A 532-nucleotide genomic window follows, 5' to 3' on the forward strand; every position below is an offset into this window, starting at 1 on the left:
TGATTTGGCACAGAACTTGCATTTATATAAAGGGAAAGCAGGATAACATGTTGAAACAGAAAACAAGGGGGAATTTAAATATGCCAGCTTTATCTAAATCCAAAGAAATTATTGATCAGACGTCTCATTATGGAGCCAACAATTATCATCCGCTCCCGATTGTTATTTCTGAAGCGCTGGGTTCTTGGGTAAAGGACCCGGAAGGCAATGAATATATGGATATGCTGAGTGCTTACTCTGCGGTAAACCAGGGGCACAGACACCCGAAAATCATTCAGGCATTGAAGGATCAGGCTGATAAAATCACCCTCACGTCACGCGCGTTTCACAACGATCAGCTTGGACCGTTTTACGAAAAAACAGCTAAGCTGACAGGCAAAGAGATGATTCTGCCGATGAATACAGGAGCCGAAGCGGTTGAATCTGCGGTGAAAGCGGCGAGACGCTGGGCGTATGAAGTGAAGGGCGTAGCTGACAATCAAGCGGAAATTATCGCATGTGTCGGGAACTTCCACGGCCGCACGATGCTGGC

Annotated in this window: 1 pseudogene; it reads left to right on the forward strand. The window is 46.4% G+C overall.

Annotated elements, in window-relative coordinates:
* Positions 1 to 80: 80 nt before the first annotated feature.
* Positions 81 to 532, forward strand: a pseudogene (rocD, locus tag AC27IT_RS28165) (ornithine aminotransferase); the annotation flags it as partial.

The organism is Brevibacillus sp. YAE8 (genome assembly GCF_057543335.1).